Raw genomic sequence first — 23617 nt, 5'->3', positions numbered from 1 at the left:
TGCCTTGTTTCCCTGGGCCTGGCAAACTGCACAGCAGAGCGCCAGGCTGAGGGTCGTGGCTGCCCTTTGGCCGCGCCCTAGCGCAGCCACCAGATGAGGGCCAGCACCACCACAACCCCCGCAATCCAAACCCAGACCGGAATCTTCGAGCCTTTTGTGCCCTTCGCCAGCGCCACTTCTTGGCCTCCAGCTATCACTTTTGAAGCATAGGCCTCGGGGAAGCGGCGCTGCATCTCATCGTCGAAGCGTTTGAAGAAGTCTTCGGCCATGGATTTGGCGGCGCCATCGATCAGGCGCTGTCCCAGTTGCGCCACCTTGCCACCGACCGACGCATGAACAACGTAGGCCAGGTCACAGCCCGCATCGTTGGGCGTCAGTGTGACCTGGGCGTTGCCTTTGCCAAACCCCGCCACGCCGCCCTGCCCCTCAAAAGCAATGTTGTAGCTATTGGGCGGCTTGATGTCGCTAAGGTTGATTTTTCCGGCAAATTTGGCTGCAACCGGGCCGATCTTGAGCGCCAGGCCGATGGCATATTGGTTCTCGCCCGTCGCTTCGACCTTGTCGCAACCCGGAATACAGGCTTTGAGGACCACGGGGTCGTTCAGCGCCTCCCAGGCCTGTTGCTGTGTCACGGCCAGTTGGCGGTTGGCTTGCATGTCCATTGTTTTTTCCTCTATTTCTGGTGGTTATTGGGGGGGCTGTTCAACGCTTCATCAAGGCCGCCAGGCTGGCCGCCAGATCTTCCAGACGGCTCAGGTCGTGCACCGCCAGCATGCCGTGCGCATAAGCGTGCAGCACTGCGGCACCGCGCGCGCTGGGCGCATAGCCGTCAAAACGCAAGAGCGGGTTGAGCCAGAGCAGCCGGCGGCTGGCGCGGCGCAGCCATGCCAGCTCCGGTGCCAGATCCTGCGGCTCGCCGGTATCCAGTCCGTCGGTGATGATGAGCACCAGTGTGCGCCGCCCGACCAGCCGGCGCGCATGATGCAGGCGCAGGCTGGCCAGCGACGCGCCCAGCTGGGTGCCGCCGGCAAAGTCTTCGATCGCGGCGCTGGCCACTGCCAGCATTTCGTCGGTATCGGCAATGCGAAAGGCCGGTGTCAGGTCGGTCAGCTGGGTGCCAAACGCAAACACGTCGCGCCGCGGGTGGCGCCGGGTGGCCGCATGCAAAAAAGCCAGCAGCAAGCGCGCATAGCGCTCCATCGAGCCCGATACATCCACCAGCACCAGCAGCGGCAGCGGCTGCTCGCGCCGCTTGAGCCGCGGCAGGTGCATCAGCTCGCCGCCGGTGCGCGAGGCCTGGAGCATGACGCCGGGCCAGTGCAATCGCGCGCCCGAGCCGGCCGGACAGGTGCGGCGTGAGGCAAAGTTCGGCAGCGGCAGGCGCACGTCGCGCGCGAGTCGCTCGACCAGCCGGTACTCCGTGCCCGAGAGCGCATTGAAGTCGGCGTGCTTGAGACGCTGCAGGTCGCTGGCCGTCATGGCCGCGTCGAACTCCACCTTCTGGTCTTCCTGTTTGGGTTTGGCCTGGTGGCCATAGGTCTGTTGCGGCGACAGCGCCTCGCGCACACGCGGACGGCGTTTGCTGGGCTCGGCCGAGCCCTCGGCACTGGGCAGCAATTGCGCCAGCAGCTTCCTGGCTATTTCGGGGTTGCGAAAGTAGGCATCGAACAGTTCGCGAAACACCAGCCGGTCCTGCTCGCGGCTGATCATCACGGCCTCCAGTGCGGCGCTCAGGTCCGCCTTGGCGCCGACGCCGACAGCCAGCGCCGCGTCCTGCGCCAGCGCAATGCGCGAACTGTCAACGCGCACGCCGGCGCGGCGCAAGGCGCGGCCAAAACCGGTGATGTTGTCGGCGAGTTTCCCGGTGCGTGCGTCGCCAAGCTGCATGAAGGCTCCTTCAAACCGCGATGCGTCTAGGCAGCTTGCGGCGCGTCTTCCGGAGCCAGCAGTTCCGCGGCCAGGTCGCGCGTCAGGGCCGCCACGTCTTCGCGCTGCTTGAACAGGATGCCGGCGGTGCCGGTCACGACTTCGGGGTCCATCACCAGCGTATCGAGTGCGACCAGCGCCCGGGCCCACTCCACACTCTCGGCAATGCCCGGCGCCCGCTGGAACGCGTTGGCAAACGGCGCACTGCGTAAACGCCCGACGAACTCGGCCACCTGCGCCGACAGCGCCGGGCTGGCCTGCGGCACCTGGGCCCGCACAATCGCCAGTTCGCGCTCACGTTCGGGATAGTCGAGCCAGTGGTACAGGCAACGCCGCTTGACCGCATCGTGCAGTTCGCGCGTGCGGTTGCTGGTGAGGATGGTCACAGGGCTGCTGACAGCGCTTACCGTGCCGATCTCGGGAATACTGACCTGGTACTCGCCCAGGTATTCGAGCAGGAAGGCCTCGAACGGCTCGTCTGCGCGGTCCACCTCGTCGATCAGCAGCACGGCGCCCGGCGCGGGGGTCTGCAGCGCCTGCAGCAGGGGGCGGCGAATCAGGTAGCGGTCCTGGTAGACCTCGCGCTCGACCTGCGCGGTGTCACTCTGGCCCTCATGGCGCAATTCGGCGGCGCGCATGTGCAACAGCTGGGCCGCGTAGTTCCACTCGTACAGGGCTTCGCGTAACTCCAGCCCGTCGTAGCACTGCAGGCGGATCAGCGCGCGCTGCAAGGCCACGGCCAACGCCTTGGCCAGCTCGGTCTTGCCAACGCCCGGCTCGCCCTCCAGCAACAGTGGGCGCTGCAGCTTGAGCGCCAGAAACACGGCGGTGGCCAGCCTGCGATCGGCGTAGTAGCCGGCCTCCTCCAGCGCCTTGATCAGTGCATCAATCGTTGCAAACACGTCGTCTCTAGCCCAGCGCCCTGGCGACCGCCCGCTGGGTTTGCACGCTGATCAGGTTGGCGCGGTAGGCCGCCGTGGCGTGAATGTCGGCGTTCAGGTCGGTCGCATCGATCTTGACCGCCGCCGCGGCCTGCGCCGTAAAGCTCTTGTTCAAGGCATCTTCCAGTCCCTTGTGGCGGAACACGCCGTTCCCCGCACCCGTCACGGCCACGCGCACACCAGAGTCACCCTGGGCCACAAACACACCGGTCAGCGCAAAACGCGAGGCCGGTTGCACGAACTTCATATAGGCGGCGCGCTTGGGGATGGGAAAGCTGATGGCCGTGATCAATTCACCGTCATTCAGCGCTGTGGAAAACATGCCGGTAAAAAAGTCGTCGGCCGCAATCTTGCGCTGCGTGGTCACGACGGTGGCACCCAGGCCCAGCACGGCCGCGGGGTAGTCCGCGGCAGGGTCGTTGTTGGCCACCGAGCCGCCCAGCGTGCCCATGGCGCGCACCTGGCGGTCGCCAATGTGCGCGGCCAGATCGGCCAGCACAGGAAGGGCCGCCTTGAGTTCGGCGCTGGCGGCCACATCGGCGTGGCGCGTCATGGCGCCAATCACGAAGGCGTTGCCCTCGCGCTTGATCCCGGCCAGTTCCTTGATATTGGCCAGATCGACCAGTTGCCCGGGGTCGGACAGGCGCAGCTTCATCGAGGCCAGCAGGGTTTGCCCGCCGGCCAGCACCTTGGCGCCAGCGGCGGCGAGTTTGGCGGCGTCTGCAATGGTGGAGGGGCGCTCCAGCGTGAATGCGTACATCGTGATTCTCCTTAAGCTTTTGCAGACTGGATGGCTTCCCACACGCGGCCGGGCGAGGCCGGCATGTCGAAGTCCTTCACGCCCACACCATGCAGCGCATCGAGCACGGCGTTGATCACCGCGGGCGGCGAAGCAATTGCTCCCGCCTCGCCGCAGCCCTTGGAGCCCAGCGGGTTGTGGGTGCATGGCGTGCACACGTGACCCAGCTTGAACTCGGGGAAATCGTCGGCGCGCGGCATGGTGTAGTCCATGAAACTGCCCGTGAGCAGTTGGCCGGTTTCGCGGTCGTACACGCAGCGCTCCAGCAGCGCCTGGCCAATGCCCTGCGCAATGCCGCCGTGCACCTGCCCTTCAACGATCATCGGGTTGACGATATTGCCAAAGTCATCCACCGCGCTGAAGCGGTCGATGCGGGTGACGCCGGTTTCGGGGTCGATTTCGACTTCGCAGATGTGGGTGCCGCCCGGATAGGTGAAGTTGGTCGGGTCGTAGAACGCGGTCTCGTCGAGCCCCGGCTCCAGCTTGTCGAGCGGGTAGTTGTGTGGCACGTATGCCGTCAGCGCGACCTGGCCGAACGTGACCTTCTTGTCGGTGCCTTTGACGGTGAACTCACCGTTGGCGAACTCGACGTCGGCATCGCTTGCCTCCATCAGGTGCGCGGCGATCTTCTTGGCCTTGACCTCGATCTTGTCGAGCGCTTTCATGATGGCCGAGCCACCGACCGAGAGCGAGCGCGAACCGTAGGTCCCCATGCCGAACGGCACACGGCCGGTGTCGCCATGCACGATGTCCACGGCGTCGACTGCAATGCCCAGGCGCGCCGCCACCACCTGCGCAAAGGTGGTCTCATGCCCCTGGCCATGGCTGTGCGAACCGGTGAACACCGTCACGCTGCCGGTCGGGTGCACGCGCACCTCGCCGCATTCGAACAGGCCGGCGCGCGCTCCGAGCGCACCGGCGATGTTGCTCGGCGCCAGGCCGCAGGCCTCGATGTAGCTCGAATAGCCAATGCCGCGCTTGAAGCCCTTGGCCTCGCTAGCCTTGCGCCGTGCGTCAAACCCGTCCACGTCGGCCAGCACCTGGGCCTTGTCCATGCAGGCGTGGAAGTCGCCCGTGTCGTATTGCAGCGCCACGGGTGTCTGGTACGGGAACTGGGTAATAAAGTTGCGCTTGCGGATGTCCGCCTGCGAGAGCCCCATGTCCCAGCCACAGCGGCTGACCAGGCGCTCGAGCAGGTAGGTGGCCTCGGGCCGGCCAGCGCCGCGGTATGCATCAACCGGCGCCGTATTCGTGAACCAGGCGTCCACCTCCACGTAGATTTGCGGGCAGGTGTACTGGCCGGCCAGCAGCGTGCCATACAGGATGGTCGGGATTGCCGTGGAGAAGGTGGACAGGTAGGCTCCGAGGTTGGCGTCGGTATGCACGCGCATCGCGAGGAATTTGCCGTCCTTGTCCATCGCCATTTCGGCGTGGCTAACGTGGTCGCGGCCGTGGGCGTCGCTGACAAAGCTCTCGTTGCGCTCGGCCGTCCACTTGATCGCGCAGTTGAGCTGTTTGGCGCCCCAGGTCAGGCACACGTCTTCGGCATAGAGGTAGATCTTGGAGCCGAAGCCGCCGCCCACATCGGGCGCGATCACGCGCACCTTGTGCTCGGGCAGGCCCAAAACGAAAGCGGTCATGAGCAGCCGCTCGACGTGCGGATTCTGATTGGACACGTACAGCGTGTACTCATCGCTGGCGCGGTTGTACGAACCGATCGCGGCGCGTGGCTCCATGGCGTTGGGAATCAGCCGGTTGTTCACCAGGTCCAGTTTGGTGACATGCGCGGCGTTGGCAAAAGCGGCGTCGACCTGCGCCTTGTCGCCGAGCGCCCACTTGTAGCAATGGTTGTCGGGTGCCGCCTCGTGCAGCGCCGTCCCCTTGGCGGCATCGCGCACATCGACCACGGCGGACAGCACGTCGTAGTCCACCTCCACGGCTTCAGCGGCGTTCTTGGCCTGCTCGAGGGTGTCGGCCACCACCATGGCGACATGGTCCCCCACGTAGCGCACCTTGCCCTGGGCCAGGATCGGATGCGGCGGCTCTTTCATCGGCGTGCCATCGGTGCTGGTGATCAGCCAGCCACAAGGCAGGCCGCCCATCTTGCCTTCCACGTCCTTGCCGGTGAAGACCTTCGCCACGCCGGGCATGGCCTCGGCTTTGCTGACATCGATGCTCTTGATGGCCGCGTGCGCATGCGGCGAGCGCACAAACACGGCATAGCGCTGGTTCGCCAGGTTCACATCGTCAGTGTACTGGCCTCCCCCGGTGAGAAAGCGGTAATCTTCCTTGCGGCGAACCGCCTCGCCAATATGCGGCAGGCTGGCAAAATCGGGTGCACCCATGTTCTGTACTCCTTAGATAGTTCAGGCAGTGAATCAGGCCGCCATGGCCGCAGCGCCCTGCTGCACGGCCTTGACGATGTTCTGGTAACCCGTACAGCGGCAGATGTTGCCCTCGAGCAGTTCACGGATTTCGGACTCGGTGGCCTTGGGATGCTGCTGGCACAAGTCGATCGCGCTCATCACCATGCCGGGCGTGCAGAACCCGCATTGCAGGCCATGGCATTCCTTGAACGCCGCCTGCATCGGGTGCATGGTGCCGTCCGGCTGCGCCAGCCCCTCGATGGTGGTGATGTCGGCCCCGCTGGCCTGCGCCGCCAGCATGTTGCATGACTTGACGGCGTGCCCGTTCATGATCACCGTACAGGCGCCGCACTGGGCAGTGTCGCAGCCGACGTGGGTGCCCGTGAGCTTGAGATGCTCGCGCAGCACCTGTACCAGCAGCGTGTTGGGGGCCAGGTCAAGGGTGGAGCTCTTTCCGTTGACTTTGAGTTGAACTTGCATAAGACTTATCTCCTGTTAGCAAGGAAGTAGTTTGTTCGATGCCAGTACATTGTTCAAGCGAAACCCAGGAGTCACCCTAGGCTAAACCCTAGCTTCATGTCAAGATCAACATGAAATTCTCAAAATGAAACAACATGGAGCACCCCATGCAGCAAGCCCTGACACGGTCTCCTGAACAACGCCTCCAGCAGATTGATCGGGCCCGCCACGCCGTGCTGGACGAGAGTCGACCGCCGCACGAGGCATTGTCGGCGTCGTGGATCGAGCGCTCATGGCGGCGCTGCCTGTCGAGCGGCCTGCGGCCCGAGCAGGGGGTGGGATTTGATGTGGTCCCCCCGCAGCTCCAGCGGCACACCGAAGAGGCCAACCACAGCCTCGTGCAAGCCGCCCGCCCGGTGCTGGAAAAGCTGGGGCGGGCTATCGTGGATACGCGCTATTTCGTCATCCTGACCAACGCGCAGGGCGTGGTGGTGGATGTCAGCGGCGCGATCGACCGCAGTGATCGCCGCGCCGATGCGATCGCCCGCATCGGCGTGGATCTGTCCGAGCGCAGTATCGGCACTTCGGCCATTGGTGCCGCTCTGGGCGAACTGCGCCCGGTCTGGCTGCACCGGGGCGAGCACTTTTTCTCGGCCACTTCGTTTTACAGCTGCGCGGGCGCGCCCTTGTTCGGACCCGACGGGCGCTGCGTGGGCATGCTCGACCTGACCGGAATTGAGGCGATGGAACGCCCCGAACTCAAGCATCTGGCGGCCCAGTCGGCCTGCCGCATCGAAAACGCCCTGCTGCTCAGCCAGCCCCACCGGTTGCTGGTGCGGCTGAACTGGCCGGGCCACCCCCTGGGCTTCGATGCCGATGGCATGGTTTGCCTGGATGACGATGGCTGGGTGGTCGGCGCCAACCAGATTGCACGCCAGATGGCGTCGCAACTTGCCACGCCGGCGCCCGTGCATATCGGAGATGTTTTGGGCTTGCCCTACCAGATCCTGTTTGATGCAGTGCTGCGGCAGGACCCGACGATGGAAGTCCCCCTGTGGAGTGGCCTGCGCCTGAACGCGCTGCCGATGGCGCCCGCCGATGCGGTGAACCACATGGAGGCTGGCGTGGATATTCTCGGCAACGGCAACAGGCCATTGAAAGACGTGGAAACCGCACTGATCCGCAAAGCCGTGGATGACGCCCGCGGCAACGTGGCCCGGGCCGCGCGCCTGCTGGGCATCAGCCGCGCCACGGTGTACCGCAAACTTGGCAACGGAAAACGCCACTAGCCCATGCCACGCCTTCGCAAGATGCTATTATTTTGGTAGCGAAGCCTCAGTCGATGAGGGCAATCACGAGTGCCGACTCCTCGACCGTCATCGCCACGCGGCTGCCCGGGCGCAAACCACTGGCCGGCGCTGCAAACCCGACCATTTGCAAGCCTCCATCGAGCTGGGCGGCGACTTCATCACCGGTGGGGCCGCGCGCCACACGGCTGGCACGCCCCGGCAGCACATTTGCCGTGTGCAGAATTGGGGCGTCGGCCGTGCGGCCGACCGAGACCGCCGTGGCCTTGCACAGTGCCAGCACCGGCAGTGCTTCGCGCAGGCCGAGCAGCTCGGCGCTCTCCACCGTGATGCGTGACACCAGCGCCGCGCCACCGGCCAGTTGCAGCCATACCCGCACAATCTGGCCCTGCAAATCCAGCGCCTGGACCTTGCAGGGCAGCTGGTTGCGCATGCTGGTGCGCACCGGGAGTTGCGTCAGCGCGGGCGGCATGCCGGCAGCTTGCGAATCGCCCTGCTGCTGAATGCGAGCCAGCACCTGGACGCGCGCCTGCTCCAGTGCGTCGGCCACCGTCAGCAAATGCCGGCCCGCCGCCGTGACACTGGCACCGCCACCGCCCGCCCCGCCCACCAGCCGCTCGACCAGGGCCACCCCGGCCAGGTTGGTCAGCGTGTCAATGGCCTGCCAGGCGGCCTTGTAGCTGACGCCCGCCTCGCGCCCCGCCTGCGAGATGGAACCGCTGCGCCCGATCAGGCGCAGGATTTCGATGCGCTTGTCGGCAGACGCGTGGCCGAGGGCGGTGCCGTACGAGACGGCGGGAGCACGGGGTTTGGGCATGGGGTATTTTCAACCAGCGGCAGGCATGCGCACCGTGGGCTGCACCCGCGCATGCCAGGTCAACGCCGCGGTTGCCTCTCTCAATGGCTGTGCGAATGGCCGTGCGCCAGCAACGCCAGGGGAACCTGCTCGCGCGTGAGGCCGTCGTTCTCAAGCCAGCGCTGCGTCTGCTCGGCCGCGCGCTGGATCAACTCCCCGGCGTGGGAAAAGTCGTAGGGCGATGCCGTCAATGGACACAGCGGCGGCACCATGATGATCTCGGCCGCTGCGTGGTATTGCTCAAACTCGCTGGCCAGCTGATGCGCGATGAGCAGGGTGACCGCATGCAGGGCGTTGCCGATGGCGCCGCGCGGCGGCGCGTCGAGGGCGCAGGCAAAGCCCGTGGGCAGCACGATCACGCGCCTGGCGCCCAGTTCGACGGCGACGCTGATCGGCGTATTGCTGGCAATCGCCCCGTCGATCAGGAAGCGCTCCCCAAGGTGCACCGGCGGAAAGACCGCGGGAACGGCGCAACTCGCCAGCACGGCATCCACAGCCGGGCCACTGGAAACCGCCACCGTGCCGCCGCTGAGCTGATCGGTGGCGACGACATGCACGGGCACGCTGGCCTGCTCCAGCGTCTGATATGGCAGGCACTGCTCGAGCAGGCCGCGCAGCCCGGATGGGTCGACCGCAAACCCGCCGCTGGCGCCGAGTCCCAGCATACTGCGCCATGCAATGGGGAAAACCGTGCTGCGATGCAGGCCGCACCAGATGGCTTCGAGTTGCGCGATGCCGGCCGCATTCGGCGCGCCGGCAAAGTAAGCACCATTGATTGCCCCCACCGATGATCCGACCACCAGATCGGGCAACAGGCCGTGCGCGACAAGCGCGCGCAGCATGCCGACCTGTATGGCGCCAAAACTGCCTCCGCCGGCAAGAACCCATGCGGTCGGCTTGGGCGTTGTATCAACCATGGATGGTCTCGTGCAGTCGGATCGGCATTGAAAACTCCAGATCGGCATCGCCTGCCGCCATGCCTGCAAATGGTTTGCAGGGCCTTGCGCCGACGCCGTGATTCGCTACAGTAACGCATTGTGCGAAATGCGTCATCGCACGCTCGCCAACTGGAGGCCTCCGATGGATCCGCAAAAACCCGCAGGCGCGAAAATCAAGATCACGAAGAACGGCCCGTATCTCATCTCGGGCGGCGTTTCGCTCGGCAAGGAGGTCATTGGCACCAACGACGATGGCGAGTCGATCAAATGGGAACCGGGGCCGACTTACCCAGCCCAGGCGCAATACGCGCTGTGCCGCTGCGGCCACAGCTCCCACAAACCGTTTTGCGACGGCACCCACGCGAAGGTCGGATTTGACGGCACCGAGACCGCGAGCCGCCAGCCCTATCTGGAGCAAGCCCGGGTGATTCGGGGCCCGACGATGTCGCTGACGGATGCCGAGAGCCTGTGCGCATTTGCGCGCTTTTGCGACCCGCATGGGAAAGTCTGGAGTCTCGTGAACGAAACGGATAAGCCGGCCGCGCGCGAGCATTTCGTGCACCAGACCTGTGACTGCCCGTCAGGGCGGCTGGTGGCGTGGGACAACGCGACGGGCCAGCCCATCGAGCCGAAATACGAGCCCTCGGTACGCCTGATCGAAGACCCCGCCAAAAATTGCTCCGGGCCCCTCGCGGTGCGCGGCGGTGTGCAACTGGTCGGCGCTGACGGCTTCGAATACGAAGTGCGCAACCGCATGACGTTGTGCCGCTGCGGCGCCTCGAAGAACAAGCCGTTTTGCGACGGCACGCATGTGTCGATCGGGTTCAGCGACGAGCGCTGAGCGGGCCACGCCGCTCTCAGGCGAACCACTTCTTCACATCGACCGTCGATCGCCGTCCAACGGCGTCGCCGTGATCCGCGAGCCAGTTGCAAGCACGCTCGCGCCCCTGCCCCCGCAGCAGGTCGAGGAACGGGCCGTAGGTCAGCAGCTTGGTCTCGGTGCGCTGCAGACTCGCCAGATGGGCGGAATCGATCATGTGAAACCGCGTCTTGTGCAGCCGCCGCTCGAGCCGTCCGAGCGTCAGGAATGTCGGGCCCGAGAATTCGATGGCCCGGGCGACCATCCGCATTTCGCGCATGAAGTGGGCACTGAACGCCAGCTCGACGATGCGCGCCTCGATCTCCGGGGCCGTACGCGGCGTGCCTTCATGCTCGAGCGGACTCAGCAGCACCAGCAGCACATCGCGCGAATCGCAGTCGTAGAACAGTGGAAACACCGCGGGATTGGCCGAATAGCCGCCGTCCCAATACGGCTCGCCATCGATCTCCACCGGATGATGGATCTTGGGCAGGCAGGCGGAGGCGAGCAGCACGTCGACGCTGAGTTCGCTCTCCCGAAACACCCGCAGTTTTCCGGTGTTCGCCTGCGTGGTGCCGACGAACAGCTTGAACGGACTGTGGGTGCGCAAGCGCTCGAAGTCGACCTGGGCGTTGAGCAGATCGCGCAACGGGTCCAGGCCCAATGGGTTGAGTTGCGATGGAGAGAAGTAGCCGGCCCAGCTTGTCAGCAGCCTGGCGGCCGGCGACAGGCTGATCGCGTCGCCCTCGCCCTGGGTCATCATCCCCCAAGGTATCTGCTTGCCGGTCTGCGTCCAGAAATCGAGCAGGCCCTGGCGCGCACCCTCGCGCCCGCCCTTCATCCAGCCATCGGCAAAAACCACGGCGTTCATGGCGCCGGCGCTGCTGCCGCTCAGTCCCTCGAACTGGATGCGCGGATCGTCGAGCAGCGCATCCAGGACGCCCCAGGTGAAGGCCCCGTGCGCGCCGCCGCCTTGCAGTGCAAGATTGAGCCGGGCCGGCGACGTGCCCATCAGGCGCCTGAACAGGCTCAGGCCTGATGGCCTCGTGGCGGCGGAGCGGTGGGGCGTTTGTCTGTTTTGGGTCAAACGAATTCCTTTGTGACCGGCGCGATACCGAATGAGTGCCGAGACAGTATAGGGTTTTCCCTAACTATCCGGTTGCTAGACTTTCGCTATTCACAAAAGTAATAGCGAAGGCACTTCACACATGACTCCACGCATTCCCCATTTCCTGGGTACCGTGCTGGCGCTGGTCCTGTCTGCCGCGGTGCGCGCCGAAACCGTGCAGGTCGCGGTGGCCGCCAACTTCACCGAGCCGATGAAAGTCATCGCGGCGGATTTTGAAAAGGACACGGGCCACACGGCCCAGCTGTCGTTCGGCTCCACCGGCAAGTTCTATTCGCAGATCAAGAACGGCGCGCCCTTCGATGTGTTCCTCTCGGCGGATGAGGCCACCCCCGCCCGGCTGGAAAAGGAAGGCGACGCCGTGTCCGGCAGCCGTTTTACCTACGCGACAGGCAAGCTGGTGCTGTGGTCGGCCAAAGCTGGTGTGGTGGATGCCCAGGGCGATGTGTTGAAGAAGAACGATTTCAAGAACATCGCCATCGCGTCGCCCAAGCTCGCGCCCTATGGCGCGGCGGCGGTGCAGACGCTGACGCAGCTGGGCCTGCTGGCCGGCCTGCAACCGAAGTTCGTGACCGGCGAGAGCATTGGCCAGACCTTCAGCTTTGTGTCCACCGGCAACGCGGAACTGGGTTTTATTGCACTGTCACAGGTCTTCGAAAACGGCAAGATCAAGAGCGGCTCCGGCTGGATCGTTCCGGAAAATCTGCACGCCCCGCTGCGCCAGGACGCGGTGCAACTCAATCGCGCCAAAGACAACCAGGCCGCCACCGCCCTGCTCACCTACCTCAAGGGTGACAAGGCCCGGGCGGTGATCCTCTCTTATGGCTACGGCATCTAGGCGCTCTGCCCCGCAAGCCCAACGGCGGGGAGGCGCACTTGCCCGCTGATGCGCTGGGTCACGCCGCCTGGAGCGCCGTCAGGCTGACGCTGGAACTGGCGGGGCTGACCACGCTCATCCTGCTGGTACTGGGCACGCCGCTGGCCTGGTGGCTGGCACGCACGCGTTCCTGGTGGAAGGGTCCGGCGGGTGCGCTGGTGGCGCTGCCCCTGGTGCTGCCACCCAGTGTGCTCGGTTTTTATCTGCTGGTGACGCTGGGGCCGAACGGGCCGCTCGGCCAGCTGACCCAGTCGCTCGGGCTGGGCGTGCTGCCGTTCACCTTTGCCGGCCTGGTGGTGGGCTCGGTGCTCTATTCCATGCCATTCGTGGTGCAGCCGATCCAGAACGCGTTCGAGGCGATCGGCGAGCGGCCGCTGGAGGTCGCGGCCACGCTGCGCGCCTCAAAACTCGACACGTTTTTCAGCGTCGTGCTGCCGCTGGCCAGACCGGGCTACCTGACGGCCACCGTGATGGGCTTCGCACACACCGTGGGCGAGTTTGGCGTGGTGCTGATGATCGGCGGCAACATCCCCGACAAGACGCGCGTGGTGTCGGTGCAAATCTACGACCATGTCGAAGCACTGGAATTCACGCAGGCGCACTGGCTGTCGGCCGGCATGGTGGCATTTTCGTTTGCCGTGCTGCTGGCCCTGTACACGCTGAACCCCACAGGACAGCGTAAAACCGGATTGAGCCGGTGAGCACCGACGGCCATCCCGCGGTGCTGGCGCGCCTGCAACTGAACTACGCCGGCTTTGCGCTCGACGTCGATCTTGCCCTGCCGGGACGCAAGGTCAGCGCCCTGTTCGGCCCCTCCGGTTCGGGCAAAACCACCTGCCTGCGCGCCATCGCGGGGCTGGAGCGCGCCCGGGGCGGCTATGTGGAAGTCAATGGCGAGGTCTGGCAGGACGATGCGCGCGGCCTGTTCGTGCCCACGCACCAGCGCGCGCTGGGTTATGTGTTCCAGGAGCCCAGCCTGTTTGCACACCTCACGGTGGCCCAGAACATGGCGTACGGCATGAAACGGGTGCCCCCGGCACAGCGGCGCGTGTCGCTGGCACAAGCGGTGGAACTGCTGGGCATGGGGCCCCTGATGCAGCGCTCGCCGGCCACACTGTCGGGCGGCGAGCGCCAGCGCGTGGCCATTGCCAGGGCACTGGCCACCAGTCCGCGCATCTTGCTGATGGACGAGCCGCTGGCTGCACTGGATGCCAAACGCAAGGCCGAAATCCTGCCCTATCTGGAACGGCTGCACGGCGAACTCGATATTCCCGTGCTGTACGTCAGCCATGCGCCGGACGAAGTTGCCCGGTTGGCCGATCACATGGTGCTGCTGGACGCAGGCAAAATGGTCGCCAGCGGTGCCACCTTTGATCTGATGACGCGGCTGGACCTGCCGCTGGCCCACGGCGACAGCGCCGGCGCCGTGATCAGCGCCACCGTTGCCCGCCACGAGGCCGGCTATCACCTGACGCTGGCCGAATTCTCTGGTGGACAGCTCAGCCTGCCCCAGCAAACGATCCATGTGGGACACGCCATCCGGGTTCGCATTCAGGCGCGCGACGTCAGCCTCACGCTGCAGCGGCAATCGGGCACCAGCGTTCTCAATATCCTGCCAGCCACCATCATGGCGCTTGCCAGCGACAGTCCCGGCCAGGTCATGGTGCGGCTCGATGCGGGTGGCAGCCCGCTGCTGGCCCGCATCACCCTCAAGTCGGCCGACGCGCTGGCGCTGGCGGTGGGTCAGACGGTATTTGCGCAGATCAAGGGCGTGGCCATTCTGGGATAGGCCGCAGAGGCGGCCCCCGACCACATCGTGAAACGCCGGGGCAAAGCAGTCGCGCACCCTACTGGGTTACCCGGATGCGCTTCAAGTTTGAAGTGTCCAAAATAAAAAACTCAAAAATTTGGAGACACACCATGATGGTGAAATTTGTTCCACTTCACTCTTCCCGCCCACTGGGCAAGCTTCTGGGTGCGGCCACCCTGGCGTTTTGCGCGAGTGTCCCGACACTGGCTTTTGCCGCCGATCCTCCCATCAAGATCGGCGTGATCGCGGAGGCGCAGGCGATTGCAGGAGCTTCGATTCCGCAGGCAGCGCAGATGGCCGCCGATGAAATCAATGCCAAGGGCGGCGTCGATGGGCGCAAGATTGAAATCGTTACTTACGACAATCACAGCTCCTCCGCCGATTCGGTTCGCGCATTTCAGCGCGCGGTCAACGAAGATAAGGTGGTTGCGGTGATCGGCAGCTACATCAGCGAAGTGGTGCTGGCGCTGGAGCCCTGGGCGGCGCGCCTGAAGACGCCGTTCATCACGCCGGGCGCTGCCTCCAACGAAATCAGCCTGAGCGTGCACAAGGACTACGAGAAAAACAAATACACCTTTCATGGCTACCTGACCTCCGCCGCCCTCGCGCACTCGGTCTGCGACGCCGCCAAGGAACTGCTGGTCGACGGCAAGCACATGAAATCCGCAGTCATCATGAGCGAAGACGCGGCATGGACCAAACCACTCGACGTGGCATATGAAGAGTGCCTGCCCAAGATTGGACTGAAGGTTCTTGATCACATCCGTTTCTCGCCCGACACGACGGATTTCACCCCCATCTTCAGCAAGATCGAAGCCGCCAAGCCCGACGTCATCATCACCGGCATTTCGCATGTCGGTGTCCAGCCCACGGTGCAGTGGAAGACGCAGCAGGTACCCATTCCGATGCTGGGGATCAGCTCGCAAGCTTCCAACAGCACCTTCTGGAATGACACCAACGGCGCGGCCGCGGGGATCATCTTCCAGGCAGTGTCCGCGCCCGACGCCGCCGTCACGCCAAAAACCTTGCCGTTCAGCGATGGCTTCAAGAAGCGCTTTGGCAACTTTCCCTCCTATGCGGGTTACACCGCGTATGACGAGGTGTACTTCATTGCCGACGCCATTCGCCGCGCCAAATCAACCGATGCGGACAAGCTGGTGGCAGCGCTTGAAAAGACCGACTGGGAAGGCACGATTGGCCGCGTCCAGTTCTACGGCAAAGATGACCAGTTCACACACTCGATCAAATACGGCAAGGGCCTGATCACCGGCCTCATGTCGCAATGGCAGGACGGCAAACAAGTCACCGTCTGGCCCAAGGAAATCGCCAAGGGAACGCTCAAATTCCCGAGCTTCGTGAAACTCGGCGCCGGCCTGTAGTTCCGACCATCGCCATGCGCCGGGGCTCGCTCCGGCGCATGGCCGTGCCCCTTTTCCCAACCCGTTGAGGCGGCCTGCTTGCCGGCCATTCCTGATGCTTGCCTTACAAATCCTGATCGACGGTTTTGCCATCAGCGCGCTGTACGCGCTTGGAGCCACCGGCTTCACCCTGATCTTCGGGGTGTCCGGCGTCCTCAATTTGTCGCACGGTGCCGTGATGGTCACGGCCGCGGTGGCCGCATGGGCTGCGGGGAATGTGCTTCACCTCGACACCTATGCGGGTGCGCTGGTGGGCCTGCTGACGGCACTGATCGCCGCGCTCGCCACCTACTTCGCGGTCGTCCAACCGATCCAGCGCTCCAGGCGTATCCCCAACGAAGAAAAAGAAATCTTCATCCTGACCGCGACGCTGCTGTGGGGGATCATGCTGCAGGAGCTGATTGCCTATTTCTTCACCAACAATGCCAAAACCGTTCTGCCCATCGTCGAGGGAGTGGTCTCCATCCTGGGCGTGCGTACGCCGAAGAATGAAATCTTCACTGCCATCATCTGCTGGATGGTGATCGGTCTGCTGTGGCTGCTGGTGAACCGGACCAAGATGGGGAAAACCGTGCTGGCGGCGTCGATGAATCCGCGTGGCGTCACCCTGCTCGGGCACGAGCTGACCCATATCTACATTGTGGTCTGGGCGATCTACGGCATTCTGGCCGGCATCGCCGGCGTGCTGCTGGGCATGTTCCTGGGCGTCAGCTCCTACAGTGTCGGGCCGCTCACCGCGAGCGCCTTTTCCATCGTCGTGCTCGGAGGTCTTGGCAGCGTCTCGGGGTCACTGATTGCCGCCTATGTGGTCGGCTATCTCGAAACGATGACGGCCTATCTGATATCGCCCGCCTATCGAACAATCCCCGCGCTGCTGCTGCTCATCGTCGTCATGTATATCAGGCCGCAAGGCCTGCTGGGGAGAAGATAACCATGCGAAGCCGGATCAGGTCACCCTTCCTGTGGGTCACGCTGGCGGTGCTCGCCATTGCCGCGACGCTGCCCTGGTATGTGTCAGCCTATATCCTGGGGCTGCTGACGGTTGCCTATTATTTTGGCGTGTTCGCCATGAGCTGGGATCTTTTGTTCGGCTTTGCGGGCGAGGTCAATTTTGGCCCGACCTTTCTGATTGGCGTGGGAGCCTACACGGCCGGAATCCTCAACAGCCACTATGGTCTTGAGCTCTATCTGTGCGTTGCGGCCGGCGCCCTGGCCGCAGTCGTCGCGGGCTTCGTGCTGGCGCTGCCGGCGCTGCGCCTGCGCGGGCCGTATTTCGGACTGACGACCCTGGTGGCGGTCCTGATCCTGCAAAGTTTCGTGGTCGTGTTTGCGGACCTCACGGGCGGCGAAATCGGACTCACGATCCCGGATGTGCTCTCCATCGATGCCGGCGTCAATTACTGGATCGCACTGGGCTTCATGGCACTGAGCGGCGCCATCCTGTTCGGGCTGGCGCAGTCGCCGGTCGGCCTGATTTTGCAGGCCAGCGGGCAGGATCCCGTGCAGGCCGGCGCACTGGGCTTCAACATCATCAAGCACAAGCTCGCCGCCTTCATCGTCAGTGCATTTTTCTCCGGGCTGGCGGGCGCCCTGCTGGTGTTCTACATGGGAACCGCGTCGGTCGGCACGGTGGTCGATATTGCCGTAGGCGTCCAGGTGATCGTTGCCGCAGTGCTGGGGGGGCGGCGCACGGTGCTGGGCGCCGCGCTGGGGGCGATCTTCCTGATCGTCGCCGGCGAATTCCTCAGGCCAACCGGTGAGCTCGCGACCTTCATCGTGTCCAGCGTCGCCCTGCTCGTCATCCTTTTCTTCCCGAACGGTTTTCTGGGCGTTGTTCTGTCGCGAGGAACCCGGTCGTGACGCCCGCCGCACCAGCCGCCCCCATTCTCGAGGTCCGCGGACTTACCAAGACCTTTGGCGGCCTGACGGCCGTCAAGAACCTGAGCTTCAGCCTCACGGCCGGGGAAATCTTCGGGCTGATCGGGCCCAACGGCTCGGGCAAATCGACCGCCATGAAAAGCATCATGGGGATCGAACGCCCCACGGCAGGCCAGGTCCTCTTCCAGGGGGAAAACCTGGCCGGGCTTGCGGCCCACAAGATCGCCCGGCGCGGATTCGGCATGGTATTCCAGCATTCGCGGCCCCTGAACCGGCAGACGGTGCTTGAAAACATCATGGTGGCGCTGCTGCCCGACAGCTTGCTAAAGGTATTTGCGGACCCCTCGTTGACGCAACACGCCAGGCAGATCGCGCAGCGCGTGGGTCTCGGCCCGGTACTGGATCGCCGGCCGCCCACGCTGGCGTTTGCCGATCTGCGCCGTCTCGAGTTGGCCAAGGCCATTGCGCGCGACCCCAAGGTCGTTCTCGTCGACGAGCCCTTCGCGGGGCTGACCCTCGCGGAGGTCAGCGTCTTTTCCGAGTTGATACGCAGCTTTCGCGACGAGGGCCGCGCGGTGCTGCTGGTTGATCACAATGTGAAGAGCGTCTCGGCGCTCGTCGATCGCGTGCTTGCGATGTACCTGGGCGAAGAGATCGTGACGGGGCGCGCCGATGAAGTCATGCGCAACGAGACCGTGCGGCGCGTCTACCTCGGCGGCGCCATCGAAACCTCGGCGCGCCCCGAAACCAGCTTCAAGGACAAGATACCGTTGCTGCAGGTCGAAAACATCAGCGTCCACTATGGCAAAGCCCAGGCGCTGGAAAACGTATCGATCCACATCCATCAACGCGAATTCGTCTCGATCGTCGGACTCAACGGCGCCGGCAAGACAACCCTGTTCAACACCATCTCCGGCTTTCTGCCCTATACGGGAGACATCGTGCGGGGCGGACAGCGGCTGCGCGGGCGCACACCAGCCCAGATCGCGAAGAGCGGCATCGTGCAGTGTCCGGAGACGCGGGAGTTGTTCGGCGAAATGAGTGTGCGCGAGAACCTGGACCTGGGCGGCCAGCATCTCGACGACGCGGAGCGGGAAACGCAGCTCGCGTGGCTGTTCGATCTGTTTCCCATCCTGCAGGAGCGCCAGGCGCAGATGGCGCAAACGCTCAGCGGCGGCGAGCAGCAAATGCTGGCCATCGGGCGTGCCCTGATGATGAAGCCGGAGATCCTGATACTCGACGAGCCCACACTCGGACTGGCGCCCGTGATTCTCGAGCAGCTCTCCAAGGCGCTCGAAAAGCTGCGGCAAACCACGCCCATCACCGTTCTGCTGGGAGAGCAAAACGTGACGTTCGCCCTGCCCCACGCCGACCGCGTCTATGTGCTGGAACACGCGCGCATCGTCTGGGAAGGCGACCCGGGCCGCTTTGCCAAGGAGGCGGGCGGCGATTACCTTTGAGGCGGCTCAAGACCTGAAGGCGGGGGACCGAAGCCAAAGCGCCTGAACACCGCCTGCGCAGGCGGCGCCATCAGGGCCTGCGCGAGCTGGGCGGCGGATGGCTGCGCAGTGGTGCGTACCGTCAAGCCATAGGCCGCACCGACCTGCAGCACGGGCGGGAGCTGCACCACCTTGAGCCACGGAACTTCTTTTTGCGCGGCCATCGCATTGGTGCAATAGGTCAGGAACACGTCGGCCCGGCGCTGCTCCATGATCCAGGCATAGGTACCGCGACCAGGCGGCGGCTTGGGCGAATCGGCCCCACCCGTGAGTTTGAGCGCCTTGGCGTCCAGCACCGCATAGGCGCCGGGCTGTATCTCGTCCGCCTTGCGAAACAGCGCCCAGGCATAGTCGCCCGACGGGTCGGCCTTGGGTGTGGAGGTCCCCACCCGAATCGCAGGGCGCAGCAGGGTCCCCAGCAGCGTCGCGGGTGCGGCGTTGACCTGGTCGCTGGTCAGCGCACACAGGGCGTTGCGCACCAGCACCGTGGGCGCCTGCCAGCCGCCGCCAGCCGCCAGACGCCGGGGATGATCCATATCGGCGGAGGCAAAGACTTGCGCCGCTTCTCCCTTTTCAATGCGCTCGCGCAGCAAGCCCGAGGCGCCGAAGGTCAGCACCACCGCCTGGCCGGTGCGCGCTTCGTAGTCGCTCGCGATCAGCGTGAGCGCCTCGCGCAGGCTGCCCGCCGCATACACCTGCACGGCCGCCGGCGCGTGGGGTGGCGCTTCAGCAGTCACAGGCGCCTTGCTGCTGGCGCAACCCACCAGCATCGCTGTGACGGCCGCCATGGCGGCACCCCGAAATAGAAGTCTCATGATGTGCGGTCACTGGGTGGCGTTGGGGAAAAAAAGCTGCTGCCCTTCAATTTTGTAGCCGGCAATCGTGGTCTGCCCAGCGGGCGAGATGACCCAGTCCACAAACTTTTGCGCCTGCGGCACCTTGACTTGCGGGTGTTTGGCGGGGTTCACCACCATCACGCCGTACTGGTTGAAGAGTTTGGTGTCACCTTCGACCAGCACCGTCAGGTCGCCGCGGTTCTTGAAGCTCAGCCAGGTGCCGCGATCCGACAACACATAGGCGCCGGTGGACGAAGCAATGTTCAGCGCCGGCCCCATGCCGCAGCCGCACTCCTTGTAGCCCGTGCCCTTGTGGTCCGCCAGGCCGGCCTGTTTCCAGTAACGCCGCTCGGCCGCATCGGTGCCGCTCTTGTCGCCGCGCGAGATAAAGCTGGCATTGGCGGCAGACAGCCTTTTGAGGGCCCCAACGATATCGCGGCCCTTGACCTTGGCGGGGTCGGCGGCCGGCCCGATCAGCACAAAGTCGTTGTACATGACGGGAAAGCGCTTGATGCCGTAGCCCTCGGCCATGAACTTTTCCTCGGCCGCCTGGTCGTGCACAAACACCACGTCGGCATCGCCGCGCCGCGCCATGTCGAGCGCCTGACCGGTGCCCACGGCCACCACCTTGATATCGATGCCGCTGGCCTTCTTGAACGCCGGCAGGAGATAGCCAAACAGGCCCGACTGCTCGGTTGACGTGGTCGATGCCATCACGATGGTCTGCGCCTGCGCTGCCGCCGGCTGCGCGCCGGCGCTCCACGATGCTACCGAAAGCGTAGCTACAAGCCCCCACCGGACAAGGGTTGCAGCACGAAAAGGCTTGAAAATATGGTGGCATGTGACAGATGTGCGAGATTTCATTCGAGCTCTCCTTTGACAAACAATTGCGCCGCCGAGGACACTTGCTGCAGGCGCCCGGCGTTGAAAAATTCATGCACCGGCAAGTCGGCCAGCAGCTGCCCGCGCTCCAGGTAAAGCACGCGGCTGGCCAGGCGCTTGACCTGACCCAGGTTGTGGCTGGCAAAGATGATGGTCATGGCCCGGCCGTCCTGCCCCGACGAGAACTCGGCCATCAAAGCCTCCACCTCGCGCTTGGCATGCGGGTCCAGGCTGGCGGTGGGCTCGTCCAGCAGCAGCACATCGGGCTGCAACGCCCAGGCCCGCGCCAGCGCCAGCCGCTGCTGCTGGCCGCCCGAGAGGGTGCGGGCGTTCTGGTCGGCGACGCGGGCCAGGCCCACCCGGCCCAGCGCCCGCAGCGCCTGCGCCTTGGCATCGCCCCAGCGCACGCCGCGCAGCCACAGACCCAGCGCCACATTGTTGCGGGCGGACGTACGCAGCATGTGGGGCCGCTGGAACAGCATGGCCTGGCGCACCGCGGCGTCGCGCTGGATGTGCCCGGTGCTGGGTGTGGCCAGTCCATGCAACAGGCGCAGCAAGGTGCTCTTGCCACTGCCGTTGGCCCCAATCAGCGCAACCCCTTGCCCACCCTTGATATTCAGCTCTACTTTTGAGAGCGCTGCCAGATTTCCAAAACGGACATCGACACCCTGGAGCCGGAACAACGGGCTCATCGGGTCCCCTGCGCGCAACGCGTTGCGGTATTCGACTTGGCTCGCGCCTTCGGACGGCCACGCAGCGCTCATTGGATAACCTGCGCACGACGCGCTGCGGTATTCGCCTTGGGAGCGGCCCGGCGGCTCATGCCGCCCCCACGCTCGCCCACTGCGCGTGGCTCGCTGCCCCCCAAGGGGGCCTTCACGCCTTCGGGCGGCCGGGCGGCGCTCATGCCGGCAGCACCCGCGCCACGTCGTAGCCGCCGTCGAGGCGCTCGCGCCAGCGCAGCAGCAGCGCAATCACGACGTTCAGGCCCAGCACCACGCCCAGCAGCACCAGGCCCAGGCCGAGCGCCAGCGGCAAATCGCCCTTGCTGGTTTCCAGTGCAATGGCGGTGGTCATGACGCGGGTGTAGCCATCGATGTTGCCGCCGACAATCATCACCGCACCGACTTCCGAGACGGCGCGGCCAAAGGAGGCAATCAGCACGGTAAGCAGCGCATAGCGTTCGTCCCATGCCAGCAACAGGCTGCGCATGAGCGGCCCGGCGCCCATGGAGCGCAGTTGCTCGCCGTGCGCCCGCTCCGCATCCTCCACGGTCTGGCGCGTCAGCGCGGCGACCACCGGCAGCACCAGCACCGACTGCGCCAGCACCATGGCCTTGAAGGAAAACAGCCAGCCGAGAAAACCCAGCGGGCCGCTGCGCGACAGCAGCAAATAAACCGCCAGCCCGACCACGACGGAGGGCAGCGCGAGCAGGGTGTTGAGCACGGTCAGGATGGCGCCGCGGCCCGCGAAGCGCGCGACCCCGAGCCAGGCCCCCAGCAGCAGACCCAGGCCGCTGGCCAGCACGCAGGCACTGCCGCTCACGGCCAGCGAGCGGCTCACAATGGTCAACAGACCGTGGTCGAAGTTGGAGATAAGTAGCAGCGCAGTGACCACGCTGTCGGTAAACGATGGCATAACTTGCGGTATCGTAAGCGTCCCCACCCTCTCCGACCATATGAAGTTCCGTGCATAGGCTCCAGTTCCACTACACCCTTGGCCGCGAGCATGGAGCCGGCCGCGACGCCATCAGCGGCCCCGCCCTGATCCGTAACCCCTTGATCGATTTGCTGCAGGCCGTGGCGGCGCACGGTTCCATCTCCGCCGCGGCGCGTGGGCTGGGCCTGTCCTACCGGCACGTCTGGGGTGAACTCAAGCGCTGGGAAAGCGAGCTCGGCAACGAGCTCATCATCTGGGAAAAAGGCCAGCCGGCACAACTGAGCGAATTCGGGACCAAGCTGATGTGGTCCGAGCGCCAGGCGCAGGCGCGCCTGGCGCCGCAGATCGAGGCGCTGCGCAGCGATCTGGAGCGCGCCTTCGCGGTGGCGTTCGACGACAGCGCCCACGTGCTGACGTTTTACGCCAGCCACGACACCGCCCTGGCCACCCTGCGCGACTATGCGCGCTCGCAGGAGGCGGCGCGCGGCCCGCTGCACCTGGACATGCGCTTCACCGGCAGCGTGGATGCGATCCGCGCGCTCAACGAGGGCCGCTGCATGATGGCCGGTTTTCACACGCAGCTGCAGCCCGGTGCGCACTCGCTGGCCGAGCGCACCTACAAGCCGCTGCTGCAACCGGGCCTGCACAAGATCATCGGCTTTGCGCAGCGCACCCAGGGCTTGATGGTGGCCCCGGGCAACCCGCAAGGACTGACTTCACTGCAGGATTTGCAACGCACCGGCGCGCGCTTCGTAAATCGCGCCCTGGGGACGGGCACCCGCGTGGTCCTCGACGAACTGCTGGCACAGGCCCGGCTCACGCCGGCCGACATCGCGGGCTACGAGCACACCGAACCTTCGCATGCGGCGGTGGCCCATGCCGTGGCGGCCGGCCAGGCCGATGCCGGCTTGGGCATCGAAGTGGCCGCGCGCGCGCGCGGTCTGGGCTTCGTGCCCCTGGTGCAGGAGCGTTACCACCTGGTGTGCCTCAAGTCCGCCCTGGCGCAGCCCGGGCCGCAAGCGTTGCTGCAGCTGCTGCGCAGCGCATCGTGGCAAACGCAACTCAATGCCATTGCGGGGTACCGCGCCGCGCAGAGCGGCGAGGTGCTGTCCATGCGCGAAGTGCTGCCGTGGTGGGACTACCGCAGGCCCAAAGCCCGGCCACGCGCCGGCGGCTGACGC

At 65.1% G+C, this 23617-nt stretch carries 23 protein-coding genes; 10 read left to right on the top strand and 13 right to left on the bottom strand.

Annotated features, from left to right (window positions below; all coding sequences use genetic code 11):
• Positions 1-77: 77 nt before the first annotated feature.
• Genes EUB48_RS06700 through EUB48_RS06675 form a run of 6 tightly spaced genes read right to left on the bottom strand, consistent with a single transcriptional unit; the run spans position 78 to position 6512 of the window.
• Positions 78-662 (bottom strand): SRPBCC family protein, encoded by a 585-nt coding sequence (locus EUB48_RS06700; protein WP_142818158.1) that lies wholly within the window; start codon positions 660-662, stop codon positions 78-80.
• 40 nt (positions 663-702) lie between these two features.
• On the bottom strand, positions 703-1887 hold the full coding sequence (locus tag EUB48_RS06695; protein ID WP_077560534.1) for a vWA domain-containing protein: 1185 nt from the start codon (positions 1885-1887) through the stop codon (positions 703-705).
• Positions 1888-1913: 26 nt separating this feature from the next.
• On the bottom strand, positions 1914-2828 hold the full coding sequence (locus EUB48_RS06690; RefSeq protein WP_142818157.1) for an AAA family ATPase: 915 nt from the start codon (positions 2826-2828) through the stop codon (positions 1914-1916).
• A gap of 7 nt (positions 2829-2835) precedes the next feature.
• The gene (locus EUB48_RS06685) at positions 2836-3627 is read right to left on the bottom strand and encodes an FAD binding domain-containing protein (RefSeq protein WP_142818156.1); all 792 of its coding nucleotides are present in this window, start codon (positions 3625-3627) and stop codon (positions 2836-2838) included.
• A gap of 11 nt (positions 3628-3638) precedes the next feature.
• A complete protein-coding gene (locus EUB48_RS06680) occupies positions 3639-6011 on the bottom strand; it encodes a xanthine dehydrogenase family protein molybdopterin-binding subunit (protein ID WP_142818155.1) in 2373 nt (790 codons plus the stop codon).
• A gap of 33 nt (positions 6012-6044) precedes the next feature.
• Positions 6045-6512, bottom strand: a complete 468-nt coding sequence (locus EUB48_RS06675) for a (2Fe-2S)-binding protein (RefSeq protein ID WP_077560530.1) — start codon at positions 6510-6512, stop codon at positions 6045-6047.
• Between the two features lie 146 nt (positions 6513-6658).
• Here EUB48_RS06675 and EUB48_RS06670 point away from each other — a divergent pair, with 146 nt between their 5' ends.
• A complete protein-coding gene (locus tag EUB48_RS06670) occupies positions 6659-7780 on the top strand; it encodes a helix-turn-helix domain-containing protein (RefSeq protein WP_142818154.1) in 1122 nt (373 codons plus the stop codon).
• Between the two features lie 46 nt (positions 7781-7826).
• Here the strand turns inward: EUB48_RS06670 and EUB48_RS06665 are convergent, their stop codons facing one another.
• Both EUB48_RS06665 and EUB48_RS06660 read right to left on the bottom strand, forming a co-directional pair.
• Positions 7827-8615 carry a TOBE domain-containing protein gene (locus tag EUB48_RS06665; protein ID WP_142818153.1) on the bottom strand — a complete coding sequence of 263 codons (789 nt, stop codon included), beginning with the start codon at positions 8613-8615 and terminating at the stop codon, positions 7827-7829.
• Positions 8616-8695: 80 nt separating this feature from the next.
• Entirely contained in the window at positions 8696-9571 is an 876-nt protein-coding gene (locus tag EUB48_RS06660) for a patatin-like phospholipase family protein (RefSeq protein ID WP_142818152.1), read from the bottom strand.
• Between the two features lie 163 nt (positions 9572-9734).
• Here EUB48_RS06660 and EUB48_RS06655 point away from each other — a divergent pair, with 163 nt between their 5' ends.
• Positions 9735-10433, top strand: coding sequence for a CDGSH iron-sulfur domain-containing protein (locus EUB48_RS06655; protein ID WP_142818151.1), 699 nt, complete (start codon positions 9735-9737; stop codon positions 10431-10433).
• Positions 10434-10449: 16 nt separating this feature from the next.
• Here the strand turns inward: EUB48_RS06655 and EUB48_RS06650 are convergent, their stop codons facing one another.
• Positions 10450-11538: a patatin-like phospholipase family protein gene (locus EUB48_RS06650; protein ID WP_244618352.1), complete on the bottom strand. Its 1089-nt coding sequence runs from the start codon at positions 11536-11538 to the stop codon at positions 10450-10452.
• Positions 11539-11659: 121 nt separating this feature from the next.
• Between EUB48_RS06650 and modA the strand changes: the two genes are divergently transcribed.
• The 7 genes from modA to EUB48_RS06615 all read left to right on the top strand — a co-directional run bounded on the left by modA (position 11660) and on the right by EUB48_RS06615 (position 19020).
• Positions 11660-12415 carry a molybdate ABC transporter substrate-binding protein gene (gene modA, locus EUB48_RS06645; protein WP_142818150.1) on the top strand — a complete coding sequence of 252 codons (756 nt, stop codon included), beginning with the start codon at positions 11660-11662 and terminating at the stop codon, positions 12413-12415.
• 38 nt (positions 12416-12453) lie between these two features.
• Entirely contained in the window at positions 12454-13155 is a 702-nt protein-coding gene (modB, locus tag EUB48_RS06640; protein WP_244618351.1) for a molybdate ABC transporter permease subunit, read from the top strand.
• On the top strand, positions 13152-14243 hold the full coding sequence (gene modC, locus EUB48_RS06635) for a molybdenum ABC transporter ATP-binding protein (protein ID WP_210411705.1): 1092 nt from the start codon (positions 13152-13154) through the stop codon (positions 14241-14243). The genes modB and modC overlap by 4 nt, the downstream gene beginning before the upstream one ends.
• Positions 14244-14374: 131 nt before the next feature.
• A complete protein-coding gene (locus tag EUB48_RS06630) occupies positions 14375-15643 on the top strand; it encodes an ABC transporter substrate-binding protein (protein ID WP_244618350.1) in 1269 nt (422 codons plus the stop codon).
• A gap of 94 nt (positions 15644-15737) precedes the next feature.
• A complete protein-coding gene (locus EUB48_RS06625; protein ID WP_077560523.1) occupies positions 15738-16613 on the top strand; it encodes a branched-chain amino acid ABC transporter permease in 876 nt (291 codons plus the stop codon).
• Between the two features lie 2 nt (positions 16614-16615).
• Complete coding sequence (locus EUB48_RS06620; protein ID WP_077560522.1) at positions 16616-17542, top strand: branched-chain amino acid ABC transporter permease; 927 nt, start codon at positions 16616-16618, stop codon at positions 17540-17542.
• The gene (locus EUB48_RS06615; protein WP_142818149.1) at positions 17539-19020 is read left to right on the top strand and encodes an ATP-binding cassette domain-containing protein; all 1482 of its coding nucleotides are present in this window, start codon (positions 17539-17541) and stop codon (positions 19018-19020) included. Before EUB48_RS06620 ends, EUB48_RS06615 begins: the two co-directional genes overlap by 4 nt.
• Here EUB48_RS06615 and EUB48_RS06610 read toward each other — a convergent pair.
• The 4 genes from EUB48_RS06610 to EUB48_RS06595 all read right to left on the bottom strand — a co-directional run bounded on the left by EUB48_RS06610 (position 19011) and on the right by EUB48_RS06595 (position 22415).
• Complete coding sequence (locus tag EUB48_RS06610; protein ID WP_142818148.1) at positions 19011-19874, bottom strand: molybdate ABC transporter substrate-binding protein; 864 nt, start codon at positions 19872-19874, stop codon at positions 19011-19013. The genes EUB48_RS06615 and EUB48_RS06610 overlap by 10 nt on opposite strands.
• 9 nt (positions 19875-19883) lie before the next feature.
• Positions 19884-20759, bottom strand: coding sequence for an ABC transporter substrate-binding protein (locus tag EUB48_RS06605; protein WP_142818147.1), 876 nt, complete (start codon positions 20757-20759; stop codon positions 19884-19886).
• A complete protein-coding gene (locus EUB48_RS06600) occupies positions 20756-21469 on the bottom strand; it encodes an ABC transporter ATP-binding protein (protein ID WP_142818146.1) in 714 nt (237 codons plus the stop codon). Before EUB48_RS06600 ends, EUB48_RS06605 begins: the two co-directional genes overlap by 4 nt.
• Before the next feature lie 211 nt (positions 21470-21680).
• The gene (locus EUB48_RS06595) at positions 21681-22415 is read right to left on the bottom strand and encodes an ABC transporter permease (protein ID WP_142818145.1); all 735 of its coding nucleotides are present in this window, start codon (positions 22413-22415) and stop codon (positions 21681-21683) included.
• A 50-nt stretch (positions 22416-22465) separates the two neighbouring features.
• On the opposite strand from EUB48_RS06595, the gene EUB48_RS06590 reads away from it, so the two are divergent.
• Entirely contained in the window at positions 22466-23614 is a 1149-nt protein-coding gene (locus tag EUB48_RS06590) for a substrate-binding domain-containing protein (protein ID WP_142818144.1), read from the top strand.
• Positions 23615-23617: the final 3 nt, after the last annotated feature.

Source organism: Rhodoferax sediminis, from assembly GCF_006970865.1.
In the GTDB taxonomy this organism is placed as follows: Bacteria; Pseudomonadota; Gammaproteobacteria; order Burkholderiales; family Burkholderiaceae_C; genus Rhodoferax_A; species Rhodoferax_A sediminis.
The sequence above is the reverse complement of the archived record's forward strand: the minus strand, read 5'-3'. Positions and strand labels throughout refer to the sequence as shown.